The organism is Arthrobacter sp. YC-RL1 (assembly GCF_001454985.1).
GTDB classification, from domain to species: Bacteria; Actinomycetota; Actinomycetes; order Actinomycetales; family Micrococcaceae; genus Glutamicibacter; species Glutamicibacter soli.
On the sequence record NZ_CP013297.1, the window covers coordinates 2,328,069 to 2,346,032 of the forward strand.

A 17,964-nucleotide genomic window follows, 5' to 3' on the forward strand; every position below is an offset into this window, starting at 1 on the left:
GGTTCTATGAACCATCAAGAGCCAGGCACCATCCTCGTTGCACACCCCAGCCCCGAGCTGTACGGATCGGACCGCGTTCTCATTGAGAGCGTGGCCGGCCTGGCAGCCCGGGGCTTTCGTGTTGTCGCAACCCTTCCGAAAACCGGGCCGCTGGCTCCGGTGCTGGAAGCGGCCGGCGCTCAGGTCGATCTCATGGACGTGCCGGTGCTGCGCAAGTCGCTGCTGCGCCCGCGGGCTTTCGCCCGTTTCGTGAAAGACAGCGCGCAGGCGCTGGCCCAGGGCTACAAGCTGCTGGGCCGGCACCGGCCCGCCGCCGTGGTGGTCAATACCGCGACGATCCCGCTATGGATCCTCACGGCAAAACTCCGGCGTATTCCGGTGCTGCTGCATGTCCATGAGTCCGAGCGCAATGCGCCCCGCGTACTCCGGTTGGCCTTGGCCCTGCCCGGCACCCTGTGCCGCAAAGTGGTGCTCAACAGCGACTACAGCACCGAATCGCTCACCCAGGTCGCCCCATGGCTCAAGGGCAAATCCACCGTCATCTACAACGGAGTCCCGGGCCCGGAGTCCGCCGCAGCGCCGCGCCCAGCCTTGGACGGACCTGTACGGGTGCTTTTCGTCGGCCGCCTGTCCGAACGCAAGGGCGCCCATGTGGCGCTGGATGCGCTGAAGTTGCTGCAGGAACAAGGGCTGGACATCCAGTTGGACCTACTCGGTGCGGTGTTCGAAGGCTACGAATGGTTTGAACAAAAGCTTCGTGAGCAGGCCGCAGCGCTCCCCGACCCGTCACGGGTCAATTTCCTGGGCTTCGACAACCCGGTCTGGCCGCACTACGCGGCCTGCGACATCGCCATCGTCCCGTCCACCGTGGACGAGCCCTTCGGGAATACCGCGGTGGAAGCGGTGCTGGCGCACCGTCCTGTCGTGGTTTCCCGCATCGGAGGATTGCCGGAGGCGGTGCGCGGGCTGGACAGCGCAGTGCTGGTGGACCCGGATGACGCCGCGGCCCTGGCCGACGGGATCAGCTCCATCATCGGCAACTGGGAGGAATTCCGCCGCCGTTCCGCCGCGGACCGCCAGGAAGCCGCCCGGCGCTACGACCCGCAAACCTATGGCAGCTCCTTCGCGGACCAGGTACAGGGAATCATTCCCGGCTCGGCTCCCGTTCCGAGCGCAAGCTGAACATCAGGCCCACCGCCAGGCCGAGCGTGGGCACCGCCGAATAGAACGGGCTGAACATCAGGTTCCACAGGGAGTACACGGCCAGGAACAGCACCAGCGCACTGGCTTCCCGCGCGGCGACCGCGTGCAGGATCCACAGCACGCACCCAGCGCCCAAGGCCAGGGCGAACACCAAACCGGGGATCCCCATGGTCACCCACAGGTCAGCCGCGGTGGAATGCAGCTCGAACTGGTGCCCGAACATGAATCGTTCAACGTAGCCGTTGTCAGGGTTGTAGCCGATGCTTGCCATGCCCTGCTTGGCGACCATGATGTCGCTCAGCTGCGGATCAACCCCCAGCCCGTAGCCCATGGGCTGGTTCGCCATCAGGCTCAAGGTGGCCATCAGCTCGGGACGTCCGCCCAGCAGCAGGGAGCCTGACATCTGAAGCTGCATGGCCGAACGCTCGGCGGCCGCCTCGCCCAGCATGCCCTCCAGAGCCATGGACGTTCCCACGTTGTACAGGGCGACAACCACCAGCCCCAGCGCCGCGAAGGAACGCACCATGCTGTTGCGCACGCTGCGCCCGCGCGGCAGCACCTGCCATCCCACCAGCGCGGCAACGATGAGCAGGGTTCCGAACATCGAGCGCGAGTCATTCAGCAGTGACATGGCGGCGAATACCGCCAGCATGAGCAGGTCAGCCAGGCGCCCGGCGGCGCGGCTGCGTGCCAGGATGCCGGCGGCCAAGGACAATCCGATGACTGTCAACGGCGTCGCCAGCGCGTATTTCCAGAAATTCCCGGCAGCCAGTCCCCCGGTGGAGATGCTGCTGAGCATGCCCAGGCCGTAGACGAGGCCGAGCACCCACACCGGGAAGATCCGACGCGCCCACAGCAGCACCATCACGGTGACAACGAATCCCAGGAACAGCGCCAGCGCGCCAAGCAGCGTGGAAGCCACCACTTCATGGCTTTGCGAGCTGAAGGCGGCCAGCCATAATCCGCTGATCACGCAGACCACCGCGCCGGCGGCGAACCAGTTCCCTGCGCGGTAGCGCCTGAATTCCATGATCCACAACGGCAGCAGCGCCGCGGCGAACAGGTACCCGATGGTCGCGTTGTAGTCCAGGATCTCCCGGTTGCCCAGCAGCAGGACGCTGAACAGCATCAGCGCGCCGGTGATCTGGCGTCCCGGATACCCTTCATCCCACCGGGCGACCCGCAGGCCGTCCTTAGTGATGTGCCGCTGAGTCATGGACGTCGCGCTCTGGAGCCTCGGGCAGCTGCATGCGGCGCGGGTTGCCCACCGGCTTGACCCGGCGGCCCTTGGCTGCGGACGTGTCGTTGTAGCTGTAGTGCTCGGCCCGGACCCCGACGCGCACGCGGTTCAGCACGATGCCGCAGATGGTGGCCTTGACGCCTTCCAACGCGTTCAGCGCGGTACGCAGGTGGCGTACCTTGGTGGAACCCGCCCGCGTGACCAGCAGCGTGCCGTCCACGTGGCGCACCAGCGCCAGCGTGTCGGACACCGGCAGCAGCGGGGCCGAATCCACCAGGACAAAATCGAAGTTTCCGGCGCTGGCCGCGAGAATCTCCGCCATGGCCATGCTGCTGAGCAGCTCGGCCGGGTTCGGCGCGGTGCGCCCCGCAGGCATGACGTGGATCGGGCCCCACTGGACGATTGCCGCGTCCAGGCGGGCGTTGCCGCTGAGCACCGTGGTCAGCCCGAACTGCCCGTCGATGCCGCAGACCGTGGCCACGGTGGGGCGGCGCAGATCCGCGTCGATCACCAGCACGCGCTTGCGTGTTTCGGCCAGTGCCACGGCCAGGTTCAACGTCAGCGTACTCTTGCCTTCGGCAGGCAGCGCAGAGGTCACGGCAACCGACCGGACCGGATTATCAGGGCTGAGGAATTCGAGGTTCGCGGCAAGCCGGCGGTAGGCCTCTGACACCGTGTCGTGCGGAGCGGTACGCATGACCACTCCGGTGCCCTTCTTGTCCCGGCGCGGCACCTGGCCCAGCGTCGGGTAAGGGGTGAGCCGCTGGAGATCCTGGTCGGTGCGCACCCGGGTATCGATCAGTGAGCGCAGCAGTGCGTAGAGAATACCGAGCAGCAGTCCGGCGCCCAGTCCGCTGGCGGCCAGCAGCTTGGTGTTCGGAGCGCTCGGGAATTGCGGCGGCGCGGCCTTGGCCACCGGCTTCATGTCGATGGCCGGCTGTCCCGAAGCCTGCTTTGGGGCAAGGCCCTGGACCTGCACCGTCAGTTCGTCGGCCACTGCGTTGGCCAGGTCCGCCGAGGCGCTGGCATCCCCCGCGGACGCCTTGATGTTGATGAGCACCGTGTTCAACGGCGTGTCCACGTCAATGCGTTTGGCCAGCGACGTGGCGGTGTCGTCCAATCCGAGCTTCTGGATTACCGGGTCCAGCACCACCGGCATCGTTGCCAGCTGGGCATAGGACTGCATCAGGTTCTGGGTGAAGTTGCTTCCCTGAACCAGTTCGCTGGTGTTCTCCCCCGAGCTTGCCGACACGAACACGCTGGAGCCTGCCGTGTATGTAGGCGGTGATATTTTTCCGTATCCGTAGCCCAGCGCGCCCCCCAGCACTGCCAAGACCAAGATCAGAATCCAATGGCGTCTAAGCGCCAAAAGGTACTGCGGCAATTCCATTGCATCGTCCCCCAATTTCAGATGTCTTGCCCCGATGCTACCGCGAACATCCGCTAGTGTGGCACCGAGGGGAAGAATATCTCCACGTGTCGATCAAATATTTCGAGGGATGTTCACATGTTTCAAATGCTGGTGCTGTGCCAGGCGAACGTCTGCCGCTCGCCCTTTGCGCAGACCCTGCTGGCCAATGCGCTGAGCGAAGATCCCGGGGTGCACATCGCCAGCGCTGGCGTGCAGACCAGGCCAGGATACGAATTGTGCCAAGTCGCCGGGCGGCTGCTCGGGACAGCCGCACCGGCAGAGCATCTTTCCCGCCCCGTCAGCGAAGAGCTGGTCATGGGTTCCGATCTCATACTGACCATGGAGCCCGAGCACAGCGCCATGGTCTCGGCACTGTGCCCCAGCGCCAGGCACCGCACCTACACGCTCGTGGAAGCTTCCGCCTTGGCTGTCGAAGCCAAGGCGCGGGGCATGCTCTCCGGCCCCCAGTGGGTCCGGCAGCTGCCAGAAGTCCTCAATGACCTGCGCGGACTGGTCCCGGTTCCCGAACTGCAGAATCCACGCGGACGCTGGCGCGGCCGCCTTGGGCCGGGGCGCATCGCCGACGGACACGGGCTTGGCTATACGGCCCACGAGCGGGTCCTGCGCCAGGTGGAGCAGCATGCCAAGGACCTGGTCGGGCAATCCTAGCGTTTCGGGCCCCGGACATCCCGCAGTCCGTCATACAGCCCGCGAACCAGCGCCCGCCACGGGGCAAGGGATCCAAGCAGCTGTCGTCGTCCGCCACGCAATATGACGTCCCATGAAGCCCGCAGGGATCCGCGGATCCAGCGGCTTTGTTCCGCGCCGGTCAACCAGATGCGAGCGAACAGCATCCGGTTGCGGATGTTGTAGTAGTAGTACACCTCGGATTTGGCCCGTTGTCCGCCGGCTTGCTGGGTTCCGCCTTCGTCATGGACCACCAGGATGTGCGGCGCGTAGTGGAGTTCCGCCCCGGCGTGCACCGCGCGGAACGAGAAGTCGACATCTTCCCAGTACAGGAAATAGTCGTCGGAGAATCCCCCGAGCTTGCGCCATAGCGACGGGGCGAAGGCCAGGCACGCTCCGGTCAGCCACTCCCGGTAGACTCCGTCGGCCCTGCGCTTCGGCGAGGAGGCGCCCAAGGTTCCGCCGGTCTGCATGTCCAGCAGGGCGCCGGCGAAAAAGACCTTGCCGGCAGTGTCCTCGATGCGCGGGCAGACCAGCCGCTGTTCATCCTCGCGCACCGCATCGGCCAATTGCCTCAGCCCGGAGGCATCGATCACCGCATCCGGGTTCAGCAAGACGATGGTTTCCGGATCAAGGTCCAGTGCATAATCGACCCCGACGTTGACCCCGGTACCGAATCCCAGATTGATCCCGCTGGTGACTAGATCCCAGCCGCGTTCCTCGCACAGTGCGCGGATCTCGCGCCGCTCGGCCTCGGTGCTGAAGTTGTCCACCACCACCATGGCCACGCCGTCTTCCCGCCGCGGGAGGGTGCTGAAATTCCGTGCAATCAGTTCATGGGAACCGTAATTCACCACGAGCACGACACACCAAATGGACTTTTTCTTGGACATATCCTGAAGCCTTACGATATTTACGCTATCGTGAGTTACATTACTTGAGATCGATTCTGTGGGGGGAATCATGATCGTCTTGCAGGGCTTTCCGCCCAATCGCACCACGACAAATCCTTATCTAGTCATGCTCGCCGAGACGCTGCGCGCCCAGCCTGACGTTGAAGTCCAGAACTTCACTTGGAAGACGGCGCTGACCGGCACTTTCGACGTCTACCATGTGCATTGGCCAGAGAACTTGGGCTCCGGCAGTTCGTCGTTGAAATCATTGGCGCGCCAGCTGCTCACCCTGGCTTTCCTGGCCCGGCTGAAGGCCAAGCGCATCCCGATTGTCCGCACGGTGCACAACCTGGAGCGGCCCAGCGGACTGGGACGCCTGCAGCACCGGATCCTGGATATCTTTGAGAACCAGACCGCGGTGCGGATCCGTCTGAATCGTCATACGCCCTGCCCGCCGGGCAGCGCGGTGCGGCTGATCCCGCACGGCCACTACATCGACTGGTTCAGCCGGTTCCCCGCACCGCAAACGGTCCCCGGGCGTATCGCCTTCACCGGGCTGGTACGCCGCTACAAGGGTGTTGAATCCTTGATCACCGCCTTCCGCGCACTGCGCGGCCCCGGGCTGTCCCTGCATGTCGCCGGCAATCCGAGCTCCCAATCGATCAGCGGCGAGATCCGCAGGCTCTGCGGGGACGACCAGCGCATCCATTTGAGCTTGGCATTCCAGTCCGAGGAAGATTTCGCCCGCGAAATCCGCGAGGCGCAGCTTGTGGTGCTTCCGTACAAGCTGATGCACAATTCCGGCGGAACCCTGGCGGCGCTGTCGCTGCAGCGGCCCGTGCTGATCCCCGACAACGAGATCAACAGGGAGCTGGCCCGCGAAGTCGGACCGGGATGGGTGCACCTGTTCTCCGGCGAACTGACCACCGAGGATCTGCAACGCGCGGTGGATGCCGTTGAGCAGAATCCCCCGGCCCAGGCGCCGGACTTGTCGAGCCGCGGCTGGGAGCACACCGGCCGGGCGCACGTGCGGGCCTACGAGCAGGCGCTGCACCGTATCGGCGCGTCCATTCCGGGAGTCCCGGCATGAGCGGGGTCCGGCTCGATGCCGCCATTGCGGTGCTGACCTACCACCGTCCCGACCGGCTTCCCTTGACCATCCATGCACTGCTTGAACAGATCAAGGGATTGCCCGAAGACCTGTCGTCCATGCTCCGGGTTCACATCCGTGTCATCGACAACGCAGAGCAGCCCGAAGCCCAGGACATTGTCGGCCTAGATCCGGCGCGCATCACCTACCACCATGAGCCCAGGCCGGGAATCTCCTCGGCGCGCAACCGGGCCTTGGACGAGTCCGCCGCCGACAGGCTCCTGTTGTTCGTGGATGACGACATCATTCCCCAGCCGCGCTGGCTCGAACTGCTGCTGTCACTCTGGCTCAAGGAACGCTGCCAGGCGGTCAGCGGGCATGTTTTGCCCGAGCTTCCGGCAACGGCCGAGCCGTGGGTGGCGGCGGGACGGTATTTCAACCGTCCCGAACGCGCCACCGGCAGCGCGGTCCCGGCGGCGGCCAGCAACAATCTCCTGCTGGACATGGATTTCCTGCGCCGACACAACCTGCGCTTCAGCCTTGAATTGGGACACATCGGCGGTGAGGATTCCCTGCTGACCCGGCAGCTGGTCGCCTGCGGCGGCCGAATCCTGTGGTGCAACGAGGCTAAGGCCGTGGATCCGGTGCCGGCAGATCGCGCCACCAAGCGCTGGGTTCGCCAGCGCAGTTTCAGGGTTGGCAGCAGCGAAGCACTAGTCGCGCAGTTCCTGGACCGCAGCCCCGGCCACCTGCGCAGCCGCGCGGTATTCCTGGCCGGGGGCCTGGCGCGCATGGCATTCGGCACCATGCGCAGCCTTGCCGGCAAGCTGGCCTCCGATTTACCCAGGCAAGCCCGTGGCGCCCGGACCGTCTACCGCGGCGCGGGACAGCTGGTCGGCGCCTGCGGCTACGCCTACCAGGAGTACGGGCGCGGCAAGAAGTCGATCCGGAAGGTCCATCGTCCTGCGGTCTTGGAGCATGCGCGGTGAGCCGCCGCAGGAGCCACGAGGTACTGGACGCCATCAACGCCTGCGGCGGACGGGTCAAGATCTACCAGACCATCCGCACCGCCCATCTTGAACGCGCCACCGAGTTCGCGCCGGCCGTCTACCTCTACCGGCAGCGGCGCTACGATTTCGATGCCCAGCTGGCCAGCCGGGTCAAGGCCTACCAATCATCCATCTGGCAGACCGCATGGCTGCTGCTGCGTGCCCGGGTCAGCTTCCTGGAGGTCAACGAGCCGCTGATGCGCGAAGGCCTGGCCGGCAGCCTGCTGGCCGCCCTGGCGGTGCGGCTGAACCCGGGACGCAAGACGAAGGTGGTCAGCTACGCGCTGGAAAACCTCGACCCCTTCTCGCGGCCGGCAGCCACCTGGAAATCGAAACTCCGCATCCAAATTGACCGCCGCCTGTCCCGGTCGCTCGCGAGCCGCTTGGACCGGTTGTGCTACGGAACGCCCGGGGCCGAACAGCTCTACCGGACCCTGCTGTCACCCGGCAGCGACATCAAGCAAGAGCTGATCCCGGCCCTGCCGGCAACCTGCCATTGCGAAGAACTGCCGCGCGCCGGGGTGCCAACTCTGGTGTTCATCGGGGATTTCAGCCCGCGCAAGGGATTGGACGCCGTGCTGGCGGCCTGGCCAACGGTCAGGGATGAGCTTCCCGAGGCGCGCATGGTGCTGATCGGCAAGGGGCAGTTGACCGCCCAGGTCCAGGAGCTCGCGGCCGCGGATGAACGCGTGGAGATCCACCTCGACCCGCCGCGCCAACTCATCCATGAGAACCTGCGCCGAAGCCATGTGCTGGTCCTTCCCTCGCGCAGGACCCCGCGCTGGCGCGAACAGGTGGGTCTGCCCATTGTGGAGGCGCTGGCGCACGGCTGCCATGTGGTCACCACCGACGAAACGGGCCTGGCCAGCTGGCTGGACGAGAACGGCCACACGGTCATCGATCATCGAGATTTGGATGTTGAATTGGCATCAAAGCTCAGCACCGCGCTGGCCCAAGCGGCAGCGCAGCTCGAAACCCCTGCGGTATTGCCCGAGGTTGACGGGCGGCATGCGGCAGACCTCTGGATGCATCGGGAGGGCTGAGCATGTGGCGCATCATGGGCAGCACCGCGCTGGCCAAGCTCCTGATCATGGGCATGGGCGGCCTGCTGGCAATCATCACCGGCCGGTTGATCATCTCCAACTTCGGCGTGGACGCCTACGCCCAGTACGGGCTGCTGGCCACGTTGCCGGCGTTGATTCCCTTTGCGGATCTCGGTGTCGGGGCGGTGGTCATCAACGCGATTTCGGCGGCCAAAGATCCTGTCGAGGACGAGAATGTCACCGCCTCGGTAGTCTCGGCGCTGCGCATCCTGGTGATCTCCGGGCTATGCATCGCCGCGGCCGGCGTGCTGTTTTTCCTCACCGGGACCTGGCCGCTGATCCTCGGCGGATCGGTCCTCGGGATCGAGGGGGAAATCGCCGCCACCCTGTGCGCCGTGGTGTTCGGGCTGGCCCTTCCGCTGGGCATTGCCCAGCGGCTGCTCATCGGACTGAAGCGCACCACCAGCCAGACCACGAGCCAGGCGGTGGTCGCGCCCTTCATGCTCGGCATGGTGGCGTTGTGCGTGATCCTGGCGCTTCCCGCCGGGCCATATCTCGCGCTCTTCTCCTACCTGGCTTCGGTGCTGGTCTCGCTGATCTGCCTGGCCATGGTGGCCTGCAGCCTGCCGGGCATGGTGCCGGTGTACTTCCGCCGGATCTTCATGGTCCGCCGCTACCCGGGTGTGCCCACCATGGGCCTTGCCTGGCCCATGCTGCTGCAGATGATTGCCCTGCCGCTGGCCATGCAGACCGACCGCATCCTGCTCAGCCACCTGCGCGGCACCGATGACGTGGCGGAGTACAACCTCGCCGCCCAGCTGTTCGGCATGGCCATCCAGGTCATCAATGCCGGCGGCATGGTGCTGTGGCCCCACTTCTCCAAGGCCCGCAGCGACGGAGTCATCCATTCGCCGTTCAGGATCACCGTGGTGTTCCTCGGCTTCGGACTGGTCATTTCCGCGGTCTTGGCAGTGCTCGCTCCGTGGCTCGCCCAGTTCATGTCCAGCGGAAAAATCACGCTGTCCCTCGGCCTGCTGCTGGCCTTCGTGCTGCTGACCACCCTGCAGGCGGCGAAATATCCCATGGGCATGTACATGACGGATTTCAACGGCCTGCGTTTCCAGGTGCTTCCGATTTTCTGCATGGTGCCGCTCAGCCTAGGCCTGTCCATCTACCTGATCGGCATCTGGGGTCCGGCCGGCACCGTCATCGGTTCATGTATCGCGGTCTTCGCCTGCCAGGTGATCCCGAACTTCTTCTACGTGCGCCGGGACCTGCGCCGGAGGGCGCAGCAGGCGACCGCACCGGTCGCCGCTCCCCCGGCGAGCTGAGCCCTTTCCGGCGGTGCTGTCTTCCTGAAATGTATCAGTACCTATGCATTGCCTGATCGGGTGCCCGCGGGCGTCGGCTCGGACATCTGAGCCGCGCAGCCTCCGAACCGGTTCCCATCCAGCGATGGAGCCATGCCTTTCTTCCCCGTCGCTACGGTGTACAGAGCAGCAGTCAAATCTCCGGTGCCACGCGACGTCCGTTGCCCTGCCTCCTGGCTCCTGATTCAACCTGTGACCCTGCCTGTGCCCCGGTCTCTGACTCCGCCATGCTTCGTTCACCTGGCGGCGCAGCGTGCCGTGACACGGCGGGCGGCGGTTTCCTTACAGCATCCGAAACGCGCCGGACCCGATAGGCGCCGCGAAAACCTGGCTAAGCACGCAGCCGCGGGCTTCAGCATTGTCGCTGAAGCCCGCGGCTGCGTGCCATGTCCCCGGCAATCCGCCGGAGCGGATTATTCGGAATCCACCGCCACATCCAGGTACGAGACCTGGATCGGGCCGTTCGTGGTGGATCCGGACAGGTAGTTCGTCACCGCCACGCCGCCCGGGGTCTGCATGGCCGCGGTGGAGTCGGTGGCCGTGACCTGCCAGGCGGCAGGCTCCGCGGTCCCCTGCTTCCAGGCCTTGGCCGACAAGGTGGTCGGTGCCGTTCCGGAGACATTGAGCTTGATGTTCAGCTCGTCCCCGGCGGTGAATCCGATGGACGACAGCGTCACCACCGCCAGCTGGTTTTCACCGCCCTGGACCCGCTGCAGGAACAGCTGCATGCCTCCGGACAGCGACCGGTAGTACTTCACCTGGTAGTCGCCGACCGTGGGAACCGCGCGTCCAACCACCGAACCGTAGATGCCGCCGGCATTCTGGTTCTTGTCGATGGACAGCTTCACCGTGGTGACGGTGTCAGTGGTGGACACCGCCGGCAGGTCCGCGCGGACGGTGCGTCCGGCCGGGACGCTGAACTTGCCCGCGCCGCCGCCGACCGAGGCCCGCGAGGTGGAGTAGCTGTTCAGCAGCCAGTCGCCGCCCTGGTCCGCACCACCCCAGCCGGTGACCAGGGTGCGATTGAATGCATCCCTTGCCAGCACCCCGGCGCCGGCCGGCGCCTGGACCACAACCTCCTGGGTGCTGCTGGCGGTGGCCTGCTCGTTGTCGGTCACCGTCAGGGTGACCGAGTAGGTTCCCGCCTTGGCGTAGGTGTGGGTGGCAGTCTTCGCGGTGCCGCTGACCGGAGCCGTGCCGTCGCCGAAGTTCCAGGAGTACCCGGTGATGGTTCCATCCGGGTCGCTGGAGCCGGCGCCGTCCACGCTGAGCTTCAAGGCGTCGGTGGCGGTGGTGAACACCGGCACCGGCTTGGCGTTCTGCGGAGCGGCGGCCACGGTGACCTGCTTGGTGAGCACGTTCACCGCACCGTTGTTGTCGGTCACCGTCAGCGACACGGTGTAGTCCCCGCCGGCGGCGTAGTCATGCGTGGTGGAAGCGGTGGTGCGCTCCACCGGCGCCGTGCCGTCGCCGAAGTCCCACAGGTAGGAGGTGATGCTGCCGTCCGGATCAGAGGAGCCGGAGGCGTTCACCGCCAGGCGCAGGTTCTGGGTGCTCGCGGTGAACGCGGCCATCGGAGCCTGGTTGGCGGTGACGGTGACCGACTTGGTCGCCGTGTCGGTGGCGCCGTCCGCATCGCTGACCCGCAGGGACACCGTGTAGGTTCCGGCCTTCGCGTAGCTGTGGCTCGCGGTAGCCGAGGCGCCGGAAACCACCGGGGTGCCGTCGCCGAAGTCCCACCGGTAATCTGTGATGCCGCCGTCGGGATCCGAGGATCCCGCCGCGTCGACGCTCACATCCAGCTGGTCGATGGTGCTGCTGAAGGCGGCGGTCGGCGCCTGGTTGGGTGCGGTCCCGGTGCCCAGGGCCGCGTGGGCGGAGACCTGCGCGGCGCTCAGCGCCTTGTCGTAGGTGGCGACCTCGTCGATGGTGCCGTTGAGGTAGTCGCTGGACCCGCGTCCAGGCCAGCCGCTGAGGTTGTCGCCCCCGACCCGCCAGTAGCCTGCATAGCCCTGGCCGGTGGTGGTGTCGGAGCGTTCGCCCTGCAGCTGCCCGTCGACGTACAGCTTCATGCCCGCCGGGCCCATGGAGGCCGCGACGTGGTGCCACTTGTTGTCGTTGTAGGCGGTGGCGGTGTTCACCGTCCGCACTTGGCCGGGGTACACGCCGAAGTAGATCTGCCCGTTGCCTGCCATGTAGACATGCCGGTCGTAGGAGCTGGAGCTTCCGGCGGCCGCGTTGCCGAAGCCGATGATCTTGCCCCCGCGGGTGCTGGAGGTCTTGACCCAGGCTTCCACGGTGAACTCGTCAGGGCCCTGCACGGCTTCGCCGGAGGCGGAGGTGCCGCTGCTGGATCCGTTGAAGCCGGTGGCGGTGTCGCTGTCAGTGGGCAGGGCCCCGCTCTGGCCGCTGGTGGTGCCGGAAGCCAGGTTCAGCGGCGCGCCGCCGGCCCAGTTCTCCGAGGTGTTCCCGCCGGGCTGCCCGAGGCGCCAGTAGTTCTGGGCCCCGTCCTGCCAGACCTTCGAGACGTAGCCGCTGATGGTTCCGGTGCTCGAGATCTTCACGCTCACCGATTCCGAGCGGGAGATGTTGCCCATCGGGTCCTTGACGAACACCCGGTAGGTGTGCGTGGAGCCGGGCTCCAGTCCCAAGTCCCGATAGGTCATGGTGCCCAGCTGCCAGAACGAGGAAGCGCGGGTCGCGGTATGGATCGGGGTGGCCAGGTTGCCGTCCCGGTACACCTCATAGGTGAGGTTCTGGTTGTCCATGTCCCAGGTCACCGGCCAGGAGATGCTGGCCATGCCCTTGGCGTAGGAGGTCACCGTGGGGTTCAACGCCGCGCCGTCCGCTACCGGACCGCGCTTGTTCGGCGCCTTGGAGCTGACGGCGAAACGCACCAGCCCCTGCTGCCTGGTTCCGTTGACGCTCGGGAACTCGCCGCCCATGACGACATAGTCGTTGGTGCCGGTCACCGACCAGGCGGCCTGCGACTGGCCGGTGAAGGTGCCCACGGAGAAGTCCGGGTACCAGGCCAGCAGCGATGGGCGCTTGGTGCCCGCGTAGTTGAAGTAGCCGTACGGGTCAGCGGTGATGGTGCCGGTGGGCTTGGTGCCGAAGGCCAGCGCATGGTGGAAGCTCCACGGCTCGGTCTGCGGAAAGCCGCCGATATTGCCGCAGTAGTGCGCATGGCTCACGGTGTAGACCGCTGTGGCCCCGCCATAGACGCCGTAGGTGTCGCCGTGGCAGTCTTCCAGCCAGGTGGTGTTGCCGGTGTTCCAGTCGGTGGCGAAGGTGCCCTCGAAGTTGCCCTCCGGGCCGCCGAAGTGGTAGCCCGTGCCGTAGAGCGTGCCGCCCTGGGTGTCGAAGTCCAGCATGGCCGCCTTGGTGCCGGCGTTGCGGACCAGGGAGTTGGTGGCGAAGGGCAGCAGCTGCCCCACCCCGTCGGTGCTCAGCATCGCCATACCCCAGCCGGGGTTGGTGGAGCCGTTCACCGACTTGAAGTTGCCGCCCACCACGATCCTGCTGCCGTCGGCGTTCAGCTCCATGGCCATCACGTCGCCGCCGTCGGTGAGCACCGGGTTCCACGGCAGCAGCGCCGCGTTGGAGGCGGAAACGGCTGCCAGCTTGGTGCGCTGGGCCGACCCGACGTTGTTGAACCAGCCGCCCATGTAGACCTTGTCCGCCGTGGCGGCCAACGCGTACACCCGCGAGCCCACGTTCGGGGCCCAAGAGGTGATCAGCGCGCCGGTGGTGGGATTCAGCGCCGCCACGTAGCGGCGGGCCTGCCCGTTGACGGTGGTGAAGGCGCCGCCCACGTAGATGCGCGAGCCGTCCGGGGCGATGGCGATGGACTTCGCCTGCCCGTTGAGGTTCGCATTGAACGCGGTTTTCAAGGCACCGGTGGTCAGGTCGTAGGCGAGGATGTTGTTCCGCGCCACGGTCTGCGTGCCCGGTGCGGCACCGGCAGGGCGCGCGGTGGTGAAGCTGCCGACCGCGTAGACGGTGTTGCCGTAGATCGCCTGCTGCCAGACCACCCCGTCGATCTGCACCGTGGGCAGCGCGTCGGCGCTGACCGTGGCAGGAGTCGCCGGGTCGGCCGGATTGGCCGGGCTGGTGTCTGCGGCCGCGCGCGGCGCGTACACCAGTCCCAAGGCAATCACCATGGCCAGGCTGGCCATGAATGCCAGCAGGGCGCGCCCCATGCTGCGCCCGTTCCGGACCGCCCCCAGCGGTTCCGGGATGTTTATGCTCATTTCTTTACTCCTGCTGCGCCGGGCCAGGTGCCCTCGAAAACTGCGAGTGGATCGGCGGCACGGTAGTTCACCGTGACGCGAACGGTGGTGCCGGCGTTGTCCGGAAGCACCACGACATAGGTTGCGGTTGCCGTGGCCCCGGGGGCCAGGTTCACCGGAAATTGGTCATTCTCCGCGCTGATCAGCGGAATGCCGGGCAGCTGGTCCTTGCCGAAGAAGATGTCGGTCACCACGTCCCGGGTCAGGATGTCGGCATCCGTGTTGTTGGTGATGCTGACGGGAACCTGGATTGCAGGGCCGCCGATTTCCCCGGGCAGGCTCGCTTCGGCCGTGACCGCACGGATCTTGCCCAGCTCCACCACCACATCGGGAACTACTTGCACCTCGGCGCCCAGCTTGGCGGTCTTGTGCTGCTTCTGCGGCTGCTGCGCCAATTTGGCCTGCGAGGTGGCATCCGGTTCCGAGGAGCGCGGTGCTTCGCTGACTCCGTAGGAATTCTCCACGCCTTGGGAGCCCTGAACCGCCTTGACCTCCGGGGAGGTAGCCTGCTCGGAGGGTTCCACCGGCGCGCCGGAGCTCGTGGCCGGGGATCCGGTGGGCGCCGCAGAGTGCGTATCCGTCCCTGCGGATTCCTGGCTTGTCGCCGCTCCGGCGTCGGTGCCAGTGCCGGTGGTGCACGAGGCGCAGAAGCCCAAGGCGCCTGCCACCAGCACGGCGGCGGCAAGCCGCGAAATCCTGCGGCGAACCGGCCGGGCGCTCATGACGCGTCCTTGGGCTCACGGACCAGCGCGGTGATTTCCTTGAACCACTTGCGCATCGCCAGCACCAGGAAGCCCGCGGCGCCAAGGGTGATCAGCGCGTAGACCGGCAGGAAGAGCTGCGGAATCCCCCACAGCACAAACACCCAGCACATCACGCCGTAATCCATGGGCAGCACCAGCAGTGCGCGGAGAATGCTCGGCTTCGCGCCGTTTTCCGCGCTCACTCCCTTGACGCCCAGCCGCAGCCTGAACTGCTCGGTCAGGATCATCAAGAAGAAGGTGGAGGCACCGATCACGCAGGCAGCCAGCGGGACCAGCAGATACCACTGCGGCTCGATCTGCGCGCGGTACAAGCCGACCGCGACGGCCAGCGGCAAGGCACTGGTCTTGACGGCGTCCACGCAGTGGTCGAGCCATTCGCCGGCCAGCGAGCCGCTGCGCTGCAGCCGCGCGACCTGGCCGTCCGATGAATCCAGTGCGTAGCCCACCGCCAGCAGCACCGCTGCGGCAATGCCCGCGCCGAGGCCTACTGGCACCAGCGCGATCAGCAGGATGCCGGCGGTGGTGAACAGCGCGCTGAGCATGGTGATCTGGTTCGGGCTGACGCCCAGCGGCACCGCAAGGGCGGCGAAGAGCCGGCCTATTTTGCGGTTGACATAACGTGAGTAGGCTGGTGCGCTCTTCGAAGCGCCCTTTTGAGCCTGAGACAGTTCGCGCCATCCCGCAGCCACCTGGGCCGCATAGCTGGAACCGGATGCGCTCGGCGAGCGATCCGCGTCCGCGTAGTTCTGGGCGTCGGGCCGGGCATTTGCCGGCGCACCGCGCTCAATATTCCCCATATGTTGCACACTCCCCCAATGTGACTTTGCTCCGTCGCAGAATCCGTGCCTGCACTGGGCGGTGGCACGGATTTCTGTGTGGAGTATCCCCTACCTTAGGTATTCCAGAATCTTTTGGCACGAGTAAACCCGCAGTAGGCATACTCGAAAATTCAAGTAGTTAGACCGTATGCACGGTACGCACCGCTAGGCCGCGCGAATGTGCTTGACCTCGGCATTTTCCTGCTGCCGGCGCGTCTGGCGCGGATCTTCCACCAGGTCCCGGCACAGCTGTTCGTATCCGTCGGTGACAAGCTCCCAGTCATAGCGTGCAGCTTCGGCTTCGGTGGCCTTGCGCAGCCGGTGCAGCTGCACCGGATCCTGCTCCAGCTCGGTGAAAAGTTCTGCGGCGTGGCCAGCATCGGTGAAGAACCTGCCCGCGGCCCCGGCAACTTCCCGGTTGAAGGACACATCGAACCCTGCCACCGCCGTGCCCGAGCCGAGCGCGCGCAGCAGCGAGGGGTTGGTGCCGCCGACCGAATGGCCGTGCCAGTACACGTAGGCATTGGCATACAGCTCGTTGAGCAGCTCCTGGTCCCAGACGCCACCGAGGAAACGCACCGATTCCGAGGCCTGGGCTTTCACCCGTGCGGTGTATTCATCCGCATAAGGGCTGGACCCCACAACCACCAGCGGCATGGTGCTGCCGGAGCGCCGGTGGCCCTCCACGATCATCTCCACGTGGTTTTCAGGCTCGAACCGTGCCACCACCAGGTGGTAGCCCCGTGGCTTGAGATCCACGGCTGCAAGCCTGCGGTGGCCCACTGCACGGCAGTCCGGGGCGCCGTAGGCAATCAGGTACGACTCCGCGGAGAACTTCTCGGTGTAGTAGTCGGCGATGCCCTGGGCATCGGAGATCAACGCCTTGGACCACTTCACCGCCAGGCTCTCGCAGATCCGGTAGTAGCGCTTTCCGACGCCGCCCCATTTGGCGCGTTTCCATTCAAGGCCGTCCACGTGCGTGGCCGCCGGGATGCGAGCCGCCTTCAAAATCGGAAGCCAGACGGCATTCGCCGCGTTGAATACCAGCGCCGCGTCGGTCCGATGCGCCGCCAGGTGAACGGCCGACAGCCCTGAATGGGTCAGCGTTTCCAGCGACTTGGTATGCAAGGCGGGAAGGTGCACCAGTTCCATGCCGAGGTAGCTCTCCTGCCGCTCGACTTTCGCACTGGTGTCGCGGCAGTAGACCACAACTTCATGGCCGCGCTCAACCAGCCGCTTTCCGACCTCTTCGATGGCCGTTTCAAATCCTCCATAGGTCGCCGGTACCCCGCGCGTACCCATCATTGCTATCCGCATGAGTTCCCCCTCATCTCCGCTTTCGGCTGTTGCTTTCGCTTGCCGGCGCCCACCGTACAGAGGCGGGAGCCGTTTTCCTTCCTATTGCGAAGCTGCCTCCGATTCCTTGGCGGATGCGCTGTCCAGGGACTGCAACGCGCGGCGCAGCAGACTTGAGGAGGTGTGGACCGTGTACGGGAAGTACTGGATCTGCACACCGACTTCGGCGAATCGGCGCTCCAGGTCACGGCCCTTGGCGGTGCCCTTCCAATCGTCGCCCTTGAAGAACACGGTGAAGCCTAGCTCTTTCCATGTCTCAAGACGGTCTTCGTTGGTTTCGAGCACAGCACGGTCGACAATGCTCAGGTTCTTGACGATTTCCAGTCGTTCATATTCCGGAATGACCGGGCGGGCACCCTTGGTGCGCTCCAGCACTTCGTCGCTGACCACGCCGATAATGAGTTCATCGCAGTGTTCCCGCGCCTGCTTGATCAGGTTCAGGTGGCCAATGTGGAACAAATCGAATGCTCCAACTGCGTAGCCAATGCTGCCTTTGTTGTTCCCCCGTGGTTCATGTCCGGCTCGACCCATCGGTTTCGCCCCCTTCTTCCCCTGCTTCGCTGCCCGCGGCATCTTGCGATTCCGCCAGCCCCCAAGAAGCTCTTTTGACCAGTCAAAGTCCTAATGCAGGGTTCACACCCGGTATTAACCGAGTGCCAAGTAGTAAGAAGCGAGGTCAGCCGGTTGCTATCCGAGCCAACGATTCCCCTACGCCGTCTACTACTTAGATCTTTTTGTTGCCGGCAGC

At 65.7% G+C, this 17,964-nt stretch carries 14 protein-coding genes; 6 read left to right on the forward strand and 8 right to left on the reverse strand.

Translation table 11 applies throughout. The features are described from left to right. Positions 1 to 6: 6 nt before the first annotated feature. Positions 7 to 1,182, forward strand: a complete 1,176-nt coding sequence (locus ATC04_RS10835; RefSeq protein WP_047118899.1) for a glycosyltransferase — start codon at positions 7 to 9, stop codon at positions 1,180 to 1,182. Here the strand turns inward: ATC04_RS10835 and ATC04_RS10840 are convergent. Next, entirely contained in the window at positions 1,145 to 2,419 is a 1,275-nt protein-coding gene (locus tag ATC04_RS10840; protein ID WP_052772334.1) for an O-antigen ligase family protein, read from the reverse strand. The genes ATC04_RS10835 and ATC04_RS10840 overlap by 38 nt on opposite strands. After that, positions 2,397 to 3,833: a polysaccharide biosynthesis tyrosine autokinase gene (locus ATC04_RS10845; RefSeq protein ID WP_082123871.1), complete on the reverse strand. Its 1,437-nt coding sequence runs from the start codon at positions 3,831 to 3,833 to the stop codon at positions 2,397 to 2,399. Before ATC04_RS10845 ends, ATC04_RS10840 begins: the two co-directional genes overlap by 23 nt. A gap of 117 nt (positions 3,834 to 3,950) precedes the next feature. Here ATC04_RS10845 and ATC04_RS10850 point away from each other — a divergent pair, with 117 nt between their 5' ends. Then, on the forward strand, positions 3,951 to 4,523 hold the full coding sequence (locus ATC04_RS10850; RefSeq protein WP_082123870.1) for a hypothetical protein: 573 nt from the start codon (positions 3,951 to 3,953) through the stop codon (positions 4,521 to 4,523). Here the strand turns inward: ATC04_RS10850 and ATC04_RS10855 are convergent. After that, positions 4,520 to 5,434, reverse strand: a complete 915-nt coding sequence (locus ATC04_RS10855; RefSeq protein WP_047118898.1) for a glycosyltransferase family 2 protein — start codon at positions 5,432 to 5,434, stop codon at positions 4,520 to 4,522. The two genes, ATC04_RS10850 and ATC04_RS10855, sit on opposite strands and share 4 nt — an antisense overlap. Before the next feature lie 127 nt (positions 5,435 to 5,561). Between ATC04_RS10855 and ATC04_RS10860 the strand changes: the two genes are divergently transcribed. Genes ATC04_RS10860 through ATC04_RS10875 form a run of 4 tightly spaced genes read left to right on the forward strand, consistent with a single transcriptional unit; the run spans position 5,562 to position 9,947 of the window. Continuing rightward, a complete protein-coding gene (locus ATC04_RS10860; RefSeq protein ID WP_231735963.1) occupies positions 5,562 to 6,524 on the forward strand; it encodes a glycosyl transferase in 963 nt (320 codons plus the stop codon). Beyond that, a complete protein-coding gene (locus ATC04_RS10865) occupies positions 6,521 to 7,513 on the forward strand; it encodes a glycosyltransferase (protein WP_047118896.1) in 993 nt (330 codons plus the stop codon). Before ATC04_RS10860 ends, ATC04_RS10865 begins: the two co-directional genes overlap by 4 nt. Then, complete coding sequence (locus tag ATC04_RS10870) at positions 7,510 to 8,616, forward strand: glycosyltransferase family 4 protein (RefSeq protein ID WP_052772330.1); 1,107 nt, start codon at positions 7,510 to 7,512, stop codon at positions 8,614 to 8,616. The genes ATC04_RS10865 and ATC04_RS10870 overlap by 4 nt, the downstream gene beginning before the upstream one ends. Positions 8,617 to 8,618: 2 nt before the next feature. Further along, positions 8,619 to 9,947, forward strand: a complete 1,329-nt coding sequence (locus ATC04_RS10875) for an oligosaccharide flippase family protein (protein WP_047118895.1) — start codon at positions 8,619 to 8,621, stop codon at positions 9,945 to 9,947. 452 nt (positions 9,948 to 10,399) lie between these two features. Here ATC04_RS10875 and ATC04_RS10880 read toward each other — a convergent pair whose 3' ends face one another. The 5 genes from ATC04_RS10880 to ATC04_RS10900 all read right to left on the reverse strand — a co-directional run bounded on the left by ATC04_RS10880 (position 10,400) and on the right by ATC04_RS10900 (position 17,747). After that, complete coding sequence (locus ATC04_RS10880; protein ID WP_052772329.1) at positions 10,400 to 14,239, reverse strand: LamG domain-containing protein; 3,840 nt, start codon at positions 14,237 to 14,239, stop codon at positions 10,400 to 10,402. After that, entirely contained in the window at positions 14,236 to 15,000 is a 765-nt protein-coding gene (locus ATC04_RS10885) for a hypothetical protein (RefSeq protein ID WP_047118894.1), read from the reverse strand. Before ATC04_RS10885 ends, ATC04_RS10880 begins: the two co-directional genes overlap by 4 nt. Continuing rightward, complete coding sequence (locus ATC04_RS10890; RefSeq protein WP_082123868.1) at positions 14,997 to 15,839, reverse strand: CDP-alcohol phosphatidyltransferase family protein; 843 nt, start codon at positions 15,837 to 15,839, stop codon at positions 14,997 to 14,999. Before ATC04_RS10890 ends, ATC04_RS10885 begins: the two co-directional genes overlap by 4 nt. Positions 15,840 to 16,025: 186 nt before the next feature. Continuing rightward, on the reverse strand, positions 16,026 to 17,177 hold the full coding sequence (locus tag ATC04_RS10895) for a DUF1972 domain-containing protein (protein WP_047118893.1): 1,152 nt from the start codon (positions 17,175 to 17,177) through the stop codon (positions 16,026 to 16,028). A gap of 81 nt (positions 17,178 to 17,258) precedes the next feature. Next, positions 17,259 to 17,747, reverse strand: coding sequence for an adenylyltransferase/cytidyltransferase family protein (locus ATC04_RS10900; RefSeq protein ID WP_047120683.1), 489 nt, complete (start codon positions 17,745 to 17,747; stop codon positions 17,259 to 17,261). Positions 17,748 to 17,964 lie beyond the last annotated feature (217 nt).

Excerpts from the sequence above, each read along its gene's own strand:
- ATC04_RS10835 (WP_047118899.1), top strand. The coding sequence starts at position 7 with ATGAACCATCAAGAGCCAGGCACCATCCTCGTTGCACACCCCAGCCCC.
- ATC04_RS10840 (WP_052772334.1), bottom strand. The coding sequence starts at position 2,419 with ATGACTCAGCGGCACATCACTAAGGACGGCCTGCGGGTCGCCCGGTGG.
- ATC04_RS10845 (WP_082123871.1), bottom strand. The coding sequence starts at position 3,833 with ATGGAATTGCCGCAGTACCTTTTGGCGCTTAGACGCCATTGGATTCTG.
- ATC04_RS10850 (WP_082123870.1), top strand. The coding sequence starts at position 3,951 with ATGTTTCAAATGCTGGTGCTGTGCCAGGCGAACGTCTGCCGCTCGCCC.
- ATC04_RS10855 (WP_047118898.1), bottom strand. The coding sequence starts at position 5,434 with ATGTCCAAGAAAAAGTCCATTTGGTGTGTCGTGCTCGTGGTGAATTAC.
- ATC04_RS10860 (WP_231735963.1), top strand. The coding sequence starts at position 5,562 with ATGCTCGCCGAGACGCTGCGCGCCCAGCCTGACGTTGAAGTCCAGAAC.
- ATC04_RS10865 (WP_047118896.1), top strand. The coding sequence starts at position 6,521 with ATGAGCGGGGTCCGGCTCGATGCCGCCATTGCGGTGCTGACCTACCAC.
- ATC04_RS10875 (WP_047118895.1), top strand. The coding sequence starts at position 8,619 with ATGTGGCGCATCATGGGCAGCACCGCGCTGGCCAAGCTCCTGATCATG.
- ATC04_RS10880 (WP_052772329.1), bottom strand. The coding sequence starts at position 14,239 with ATGAGCATAAACATCCCGGAACCGCTGGGGGCGGTCCGGAACGGGCGC.
- ATC04_RS10885 (WP_047118894.1), bottom strand. The coding sequence starts at position 15,000 with ATGAGCGCCCGGCCGGTTCGCCGCAGGATTTCGCGGCTTGCCGCCGCC.
- ATC04_RS10890 (WP_082123868.1), bottom strand. The coding sequence starts at position 15,839 with ATGGGGAATATTGAGCGCGGTGCGCCGGCAAATGCCCGGCCCGACGCC.
- ATC04_RS10895 (WP_047118893.1), bottom strand. The coding sequence starts at position 17,177 with ATGCGGATAGCAATGATGGGTACGCGCGGGGTACCGGCGACCTATGGA.
- ATC04_RS10900 (WP_047120683.1), bottom strand. The coding sequence starts at position 17,747 with ATGGGTCGAGCCGGACATGAACCACGGGGGAACAACAAAGGCAGCATT.